Origin of the sequence: Oerskovia sp. NPDC060287 (genome assembly GCF_042726775.1) — a bacterium.
Classification (GTDB): Bacteria; Actinomycetota; Actinomycetes; order Actinomycetales; family Cellulomonadaceae; genus Oerskovia; species Oerskovia merdavium.
In genome coordinates this window covers 1-7,882 of record NZ_JBHXBO010000193.1, presented here as the reverse complement: position 1 = coordinate 7,882, position 7,882 = coordinate 1, and the positions used below count along the sequence as shown (strand labels likewise).

General features: G+C 75.1%; 7 protein-coding genes and 1 riboswitch. Of the genes, 3 read left to right on the top strand and 4 right to left on the bottom strand.

Going from position 1 to position 7,882, the window contains the following annotated elements; all coding sequences use genetic code 11:
* Positions 1-43 precede the first annotated feature (43 nt).
* The 4 genes from guaA to ACFWFR_RS15055 all read right to left on the bottom strand — a co-directional run bounded on the left by guaA (position 44) and on the right by ACFWFR_RS15055 (position 4,872).
* A complete protein-coding gene (guaA, locus tag ACFWFR_RS15070; RefSeq protein ID WP_377623493.1) occupies positions 44-1,621 on the bottom strand; it encodes a glutamine-hydrolyzing GMP synthase in 1,578 nt (525 codons plus the stop codon).
* 74 nt (positions 1,622-1,695) lie between these two features.
* The gene (thiE, locus tag ACFWFR_RS15065) at positions 1,696-2,382 is read right to left on the bottom strand and encodes a thiamine phosphate synthase (protein WP_377623492.1); all 687 of its coding nucleotides are present in this window, start codon (positions 2,380-2,382) and stop codon (positions 1,696-1,698) included.
* A gap of 31 nt (positions 2,383-2,413) precedes the next feature.
* Positions 2,414-4,414, bottom strand: coding sequence for a multicopper oxidase family protein (locus ACFWFR_RS15060; RefSeq protein ID WP_377623491.1), 2,001 nt, complete (start codon positions 4,412-4,414; stop codon positions 2,414-2,416).
* 2 nt (positions 4,415-4,416) lie between these two features.
* Positions 4,417-4,872, bottom strand: a complete 456-nt coding sequence (locus ACFWFR_RS15055) for a DUF6220 domain-containing protein (RefSeq protein ID WP_377623490.1) — start codon at positions 4,870-4,872, stop codon at positions 4,417-4,419.
* Positions 4,873-5,082: 210 nt separating this feature from the next.
* Positions 5,083-5,160, top strand: a riboswitch (TPP riboswitch).
* 6 nt (positions 5,161-5,166) lie between these two features.
* Between ACFWFR_RS15055 and thiO the strand changes: the two genes are divergently transcribed.
* The 3 genes from thiO (at position 5,167) to ACFWFR_RS15040 (ending at position 7,833) form a co-directional block, all read left to right on the top strand.
* The gene (gene thiO, locus ACFWFR_RS15050; RefSeq protein ID WP_377623489.1) at positions 5,167-6,498 is read left to right on the top strand and encodes a glycine oxidase ThiO; all 1,332 of its coding nucleotides are present in this window, start codon (positions 5,167-5,169) and stop codon (positions 6,496-6,498) included.
* Positions 6,499-6,563: 65 nt separating this feature from the next.
* A complete protein-coding gene (gene thiS / locus ACFWFR_RS15045) occupies positions 6,564-6,851 on the top strand; it encodes a sulfur carrier protein ThiS (protein WP_377623488.1) in 288 nt (95 codons plus the stop codon).
* Positions 6,844-7,833 (top strand): thiazole synthase, encoded by a 990-nt coding sequence (locus ACFWFR_RS15040; protein ID WP_377623487.1) that lies wholly within the window; start codon positions 6,844-6,846, stop codon positions 7,831-7,833. Before thiS ends, ACFWFR_RS15040 begins: the two co-directional genes overlap by 8 nt.
* Positions 7,834-7,882 lie beyond the last annotated feature (49 nt).

Here is a 7,882-nt window from a genome sequence, read left to right as displayed (position 1 = left end):
CAGATCGCTCTGCGCGGCCGGCCCTTCGCGGCTCAGCGGGAGGTCACTCCCACTCGATGGTGCCCGGCGGCTTGCTCGTCACGTCGAGCACGACGCGGTTGACGTCCTTGACCTCGTTCGTGATGCGCGTCGAGATGATCGCGAGGACGTCGTACGGCAGGCGCGTCCAGTCCGCGGTCATGGCGTCCTCCGAGGACACGGGGCGCAGCACGATCGGGTGACCGTAGGTGCGGCCGTCGCCCTGGACGCCGACCGAGCGGACGTCGGCCAGGAGCACCACGGGGCACTGCCAGATCTCGTCGTCCAGCCCGGCCTTCGTGAGCTCCTCGCGCGCGATCGCGTCCGCCGCGCGCAGGATCTCCAGGCGCTCGGCCGTGACCTCACCGACGATGCGGATGCCGAGACCGGGGCCGGGGAACGGCTGACGGGCCACGATGACCTCGGGCACGCCGAGCTCGCGCCCCACGGCGCGGACCTCGTCCTTGAACAGGGCTCGCAGCGGCTCGACGAGCGAGAACTGCAGGTCGTCGGGCAGGCCGCCCACGTTGTGGTGGCTCTTGATGTTCGCGGTGCCCTCGCCGCCGCCGGACTCGACGACGTCCGGGTACAGGGTGCCCTGCACGAGGAACTTGACCTCACCACCGTGCTCGCCCGCGTCCGCGACGATGTTGCGCGCCGCCTGCTCGAACGCGCGGATGAACTCGCGGCCGATGATCTTGCGCTTGGTCTCGGGGTCCGAGTGGCCCGCGAGCGCCGAGAGGAAGCGCTGCTTCTCGTCCATGACGACGAGCTTGACGCCCGTGGCCGCGACGAAGTCGCGCTCGACCTGCTCGACCTCGCCCGCGCGCAGCAGGCCGTGGTCGACGAACACGCACGTGAGCTGGTCGCCCACGGCCTGCTGGACGAGTGCCGCGGCGACGGAGGAGTCGACGCCGCCGGACAGGCCGCAGATGACGCGTGCGTCGCCGACCTGCTCGCGGATGAGCGCGATCTGGTCGGCGATGACGTTGCCCGGGGTCCAGTCGCCGGCGAGGCCTGCGCCCTCGTACAGGAAGCGTTCGAGCACGGCCTGGCCGTGCGCGGAGTGCTTGACCTCGGGGTGCCACTGCACGCCGTACAGGCGTCGGCTGGTGTCCTCGAAGGCCGCGACCGGGGAGCCGGACGACGTCGCGAGGACCTCGAAGCCCTCGGGCGCCGCGTGCACGGCGTCGCCGTGGCTCATCCACGTGGTCTGGTGGTCGGGGGTCTCGGCGAGCAGGACGCCCGCGGAGCACACCTCGACCTCGGTGCCGCCGTACTCGCTGAGACCGGTCTGCGCGACCTTGCCGCCGAGCGCCTGGGCCATGGCCTGGAAGCCGTAGCAGATGCCGAGGACGGGCACGCCGGCCTCGAACAGCGCGGGGTCCACGAAGGGCGCACCCTGCGCGTACACGGACGACGGACCACCGGACAGGATGATCGCTGCCGGGTTCTTGGCGAGCATCTGCTCGACGGTGAAGGTGTGGGGGACGATCTCCGAGTACACCTTGGCCTCACGCACGCGACGCGCGATCAGCTGGGCGTACTGTGCGCCGAAGTCGACGACCAATACGGGCCGGGGGGCTGAGGGGGTGGGTGTCACCACCCCAGGATAGTTGGCTCGGCGCCGATCCCCGGCATCGGTCCACGACGTGCGACGGGGATCACTTCGCCGGGTCAGGCGGGCAGCCGTTCGCGCAGCTCGCGCGCGGCCCGCTCGGGGTCGACCGAGCCCGTGATCGCGCGCACGACGACGATGCGCTCGGCCCCCGCGGCGAGCACCTGGTCGAGGCGGGCCGGGTCGACGCCCCCGATCGCGAACCACGGCGTGGTCGGCGCCGACGCGGCGACCTCTCGCAGCAGGTCGAGCCCGACGGCGTCGCGTCCCGGCTTGGTCGGCGTCGCCCAGAGCGGGCCCACGCAGAAGTAGTCGACCTCGGGGTCGGCCTCGGCAGCCGCGGCCTGCGCGAGCGAGTGCGTCGAACGACCCAGCACCGGGCCCTGCCCCAGGAGGGACCGGACCGCGGGCACGGGCAGGTCGCCCTGGCCCGTGTGCACCACGGGTGCCCCTGCGAGCAGCGCGACGTCGGCCCGGTCGTTGACGGCCCACAGGGCCCCGTGCTCGGTCGCGACGCGCGCGACGGTCTCCTGGAGCTCGAGCTCGCGCGCGACGTCGAGCCCCTTGTCGCGCAGCTGGACGACGTCGACGCCGCCCGCGAGCGCCGCGTGCAGGAAGTCCTCCAGGTCGCCGCGCTCCTCGCGCGCGTCGGTGCACAGGTACAGCCGGGCCGCCGCGAGCCGGGAGCGGGCGCCGTCTCCCGCCGAGGTGTCGACGGGGCGGGGCGCGGGGTGGGTGGTCGTCACGCGCCCAGGGTAGGCCGCGCGGACCGGTCGGTCACTCGGGTGCGTTCCCGGTGGACCCTCCGTGCCGGAAGGGCGTGGTCACTCCCCGGTACACCAGGTGGGTCACCATGCCCTGCGCGGCGTGGTCGAGGTTGTGGCAGTGGTCCATCCAGATCCCCGGGTTGTCGGCGAGGAGCTCGACCTCCCAGACCTCGCCCGGACGGACGTCGAACGTGTCGCGCAGCACCGCGGCGCCGGTCGGTTCCCGCCCGTCGACCGAGAGCACCCTGACGTGGTGCCCGTGCGGGTGCATGGGGTGGGTCTCCGAGCTCCGGTTCACGATGCGCAGGAGAACGCGATCCCCCTCGTCGACGACGGTCGAGGGGACGTGGGGGTACACCTTCCCGTCGATCGTGTACCCGTACACCGGCACGCCGCCGTCGAACCGTGGCAGGCGGTCCAGGACGAGCGTCGCGGTCACGTCGGGTGCGGGTGCGGTGCCAGGTCCGGCCCCGGCCCCGCCCTCGGGCGGCGAACCGTAGGCCAGCAGGTCGAGGTCCTCGTCGGGGACGGCCCACCGGTCCGCGTCCCCCGGGGCGGCGTCGGCGTCGGCGCCCGCCCCGGCGTCGGGCACGAGCTCCAGGCCGACGTCCTCCTCGCCGTCGACCGCCAGGCGCACGGGGTGGGAGGGCATGGTGAGCTCGACGTCGTAGCGGCCTCCCGCCGGGACGCGCAGCGCGAGGCCGCTCACCTCCTCGGCGCCGGGAACGTCCGTGCCGTCGACGGCGACCACACGGAAGCCGGCCCCGTCCACCCCGAACCGGTGCGGCACCTGGTCGGCGTCGAGAAGCCGCAGCCGTACCCGTTGCCCGGGCGTGGCCGCGAGCTGCTCGACCTCGTCGCTGCCCGCGAGCGTCGTCGTGCCGCTGAGGGTGTGGACCGGGAGCACCAGGTCGAGGTCGGCGACCGGGCCCGAGGCCGGGAGCACGACGAGCGTGCCGAAGAGCCCCCGGCGCACCCCGTCGGACGAGCTCTGGTGCGTGTGGTACCAGTACGTCCCGGGCTGGTCCGCGACGAACCGGTAGGTGAAGGACTGCCCGGGCAGGACGGCGTCCTGCGTCACGCCCGCGACCCCGTCCTCGCCGTTGGGCACGTCGTAGCCGTGCCAGTGCACGCTGACGCCCGCCCGGACGTCCTCGTTGTGGAGCTCGGCCTCGACGACCTGCCCGACCTGGGCCCGGATCTCGGGCCCCGGCAGGGAGCCGAAGCTCCAGGCCTGCACCACCTCCCCCGACGGGAGGGTCAGGTCCGACTCGCGGGCCGTGAGGGTCACCGGCACCCGCTGCCCGGGAACGTCCGCGGGGGTCCGGAGCTCGGTCACGTCCACGGTCGGGGCGCCGCCGCCCGCAGCCGAGAGCTCGTCGGTCGCGGGCTCGTCCGCGGCGTGTCCGCTCCCGGTGTGCGCTCCCGTGCCCGGGACGGCGGCGGCCGCGGCCCCGACGGCACCGGGACCGACCACCTCGAGATGCACCTCTGCCCGGCTCGCCCACCAGGCGAGCCCGAGCGGCAGGAGCAGCACGAACGCAGCGGCGAGGCTCACGCCCCGCACGACGCCCGGGTCACGCCCGGCGAGCACGAGCCACGTCACGAGGGTCGCGGCCGCGACGAGGAGCACGACGACGCCCCCGCTGAGGGGCCCGACGGGGTAGCCGACCACCAGCACGAGGACCAGCTCCCCGGCGGTGGCGTACGCCGCCCCGAGGAGGCAGGCCTGGCGCGCCGGCATCGCTGGACGGCCCCTGCCGACGACGAGCACGACGAGCGCGAGCACCGCCCCGCCGACGGCGAGCGGGAGCCCGACGAGCACCTTCTCCTGGACGAACCACCACCCGTGCCCGCCCAGCAGGACCACGACCCCGACACGCAGCACGAGCGCCACGGTCGCGAGCGCGACCCACGGGCCGCGCCGCGGCCGGAGCGCGGCGAGCACCCACCCGGCCCCGCCCGCGAGGGCGAGGACCAGGTAGACGAGCTGGAGGGCGGGGACGGTCACCGTCAGACGTTCCCGGGGGCGGTGGTCGACGCCGGGCTGGGCACGCGCCCCTCCGCCACGAGCGCCCGAGCCCTGGACGCGACGGTCCCCGTCACGCCGAGGATCGCGAGCCCGTTGAGGGCGTGGAAGCCGAGCATGATGGTGCCCGCCGTGGTGATCTCACCAGGGGGCGGCTCCGACCCCGTGAGGACTCCGGTGAGGATGAACAGGATCGTCTGGAACAGCAGGAGGCCGAACCCGAGCACGGCCAGCCACACGGTGCGTCTCCCGGCCTTGGCGAGGGCGGCGAACACGATGGACAGGATCATCAGCAGGGGCAGCACGATGCGGCCGCTCGTCCCGTGGATCGCGAAGAGCTCGTCGTCGGGGTCGCTGAACACGCCGACGGCGGCGAAGTAGAACTGCATGACCACGGCGACGACCACGAGGACGCTGATCACGAGGAATGTCTTGCGCATGAGGAGCTCCACCTGAAGCGGGGAAGGTGGGCGGGCCGCTCGGGTCCGCGGCGGGGCGGTCGATGCTCGACCGCTCGGGGAGGCCGTCCCTGGAGGGAGGTCGCACGCACGGGAGTCGGATGTCCCAGCGGATACACCGAGAGAGGTCGGCAACGCCCCGGTTGATACACGGTCGGCGACCGGACGCGTGCGTTGTAGGGTGGCCGCGAAGCACGGGAGCCCCGCACGGGGCTGAGAGGGCGAGAGCCGACCGTCGAACCTGATCTGGGTCATGCCAGCGAAGGGAGCGAGCGCATGTGCGCAGCCCTGTCCACCGACCACCCTGTCCTGCCCTCGCGCCCACCGGGGCGCGGCGAGAGCCCGCGGGGCGTGCCGCCGTCGGGCGCGGAGGGGCGAGCCGCGCCCGCCCACCGGAGGACCACGGACGAGGGGCCCGACGGCGCCACGGACGTCCTCGTCGTGGGCGGCGGCATCGTGGGGCTCACCGCGGCCTGGCGGGCCTCTCGCGCGGGCCTGCGCGTCACCGTCCTGGACCCTTCCCCCGGAGACGGCGCGACGCACGCCGCGGCCGGGATGCTGGCGCCCGTGACCGAGGCCGACTTCGGCGAGGAGGCCGCGCTGCGCCTGGGCTCCGACTCCGCGGCGCGCTGGCCCGTGTTCGCGGCCGAGCTCGAGGCGGGCTCGGGGCTGAGCGTGGGCCTGCGGACGACCGGGACCCTCACGCTGGCCTACGACGGCGACGACCTCGCGCTCGGGCGTCGCGTGCGCGCGCTGCAGGAGGCGTGGGGGCTCGACTCGACCGAGATCTCGGTCGCCGCGGCGCGCGAGCGGGAGCCGCTCGTCGGTCCGCGCGTCGCCGGGGCGTTCTGGGCGCCCGGCGACCACCAGGTCGACCCGCGCGCGGTGCACCGCGCCCTGACCGCAGCCCTCGCGCGGGACCCGCGTGCCGCCGTCGTGCACCGCCGGGCGGTGCGGCTGCTCCGCTCGACGGGCCTCGGCTCTCCCGTGACCGGGGCCCTCGACGACGCGGGGGTCGTGCACCGCGCGGGAACCGTGGTCCTCGCGGCGGGCGCGGACTCGGGCGACCTGCTCGTGGACGTCCCCGAGGTGTGCGCACCGACCCGTCCGGTGAAGGGGCAGACGCTGCGGCTCGACGCCCCCGCGTGGTTCACGCTCGACCACGTGGTGCGCGGGATCGTGCAAGGGCGTCCGGTGTACGTCGTACCGCGTACGCCCGGACCCGACGGGCACCGCGAGGTCGTGGTCGGCGCGACGAGCGAGGAGCACCCCGACGACCGGCGTGCGACCGCGGGCGGCGTCTTCGCGCTCCTGCGCGACGCGCGCGCCCTGCTGCCCGGGCTGGACGAGCTGGCCCTCGTCGAGGTCACGCCGCGCGTGCGACCGGGCACCCCGGACAACCTGCCGTTCCTGGGGCCCACCACCGTTCCCGGCCTGGTCCTCGCGACCGGCCACTACCGCAACGGCGTGCTGCTCGCTCCCGTCACGGCGGCCGCGATCGACGCGGTCCTGGCCGGGGAGCCGGTGCCGTCCGCGGTCTCGGCGATCGACCCGCTGCGCTTCTCGCCCACCCCTGCCCCCGCGAGACAGAGGCTCGCGTCGAGGTAGCGGGGCGGGCCCCTCTCCCTCGACGGCAGACCTCTACCTCGGCGACCCACCTCCTGGAGGACCGCATGACCCACCCGACTCTCCCGCCCGCGGCCACCGGTGCGCAGCCCACGAACCCGCCCGCGACCGGGAGCGCCCTCGTCAACGGCGAGCACCACCCGCTCACCGCCCCGACGACCGTCGCAGCCCTCGTGGCCGCGCTGCTGCCCGAGCTCGTCGGGGACCGCGGGGACGTCCCCCGGGGCGTCGCGGTCGCGATCGACGACGCCGTGCTCCCCCGCAGCACGTGGCCGTCCACGACCCTGCGCGACGGCGACCGCGTCGAGGTCGTCACGGCGGTGCAGGGTGGTTGAGGCGGCGCGCGGCACGACCGGCGCGCCCGGTCCGGCGCACGCCGGTTCCCCGGCAGCGGACCCTCTCGTCGTCGCGGGCGTCCCCCTCGGCTCCCGCCTGGTCATGGGCACGGGCGGCGCGGCGAACCTGCTGACGCTCGAGGACGCCCTCGTGGCGTCCGGGACCGCGCTCACGACCGTCGCGATGCGCCGCGTCGCGAGGGTGCGTCCGGCAGGTGACCGAGCCCGCCCGGGCACCGCAGGCGCGGGCGGCGGCACGGGCGGTGGTGCGGGCGGTGGTGCGGGCGAGACCGGGATCTGGGGGCTGCTCGAGCGCCTCGGCATCCGTGCCCTGCCCAACACCGCGGGCTGCTTCTCGGCCAAGGAGGCCGTCCTCACGGCCCACCTCGCGCGCGAGGCGTGCGGCACGGACTGGGTCAAGCTCGAGGTGATCGCCGACGACGTGACGCTCCTGCCCGACCCGATCGGGCTCGTCCAGGCCGCCGAGACCCTGGTCCGCGACGGCTTCGTCGTGCTGCCGTACACCAACGACGACCCGATCCTCGCGCGGCGCCTCGAGGACGTGGGGTGCGCCGCGGTCATGCCGCTCGGGGCGCCCATCGGGTCGGGGCTCGGCATCCTCAACCCGCGCAACATCGCGGCCATCACGTCGGCCGCTCGGGTGCCCGTGATCCTGGACGCGGGGATCGGGACCGCGTCGGAGGCCGCGCACGCCCTGGAGCTCGGGTGCGACGGGGTTCTCCTGGCCACCGCGGTCACGCGTGCCGCCGACCCGGTGCGGATGGCCAGGGCCATGCGGCTCGCGGTCGAGGCGGGTCGTCTCGCGGCGCTCGCGGGCCGCATCCCGCGGCGCGAGCAGGCGCTCGCGAGCTCGCCGGTCGACGGGATGGTGGGCCGGGCCGGGGCCGTCGGCGCCGGGTCGCCTGCCGGGCTCACGGGGGCCGGGGTGCTGGGCGGAGGGAACCTCGACCTGGCGCTGTGACCAGTGCGCCGAGGGAGAGGATTCTCGTCGAGGTAGAGGGCGCTGGCCC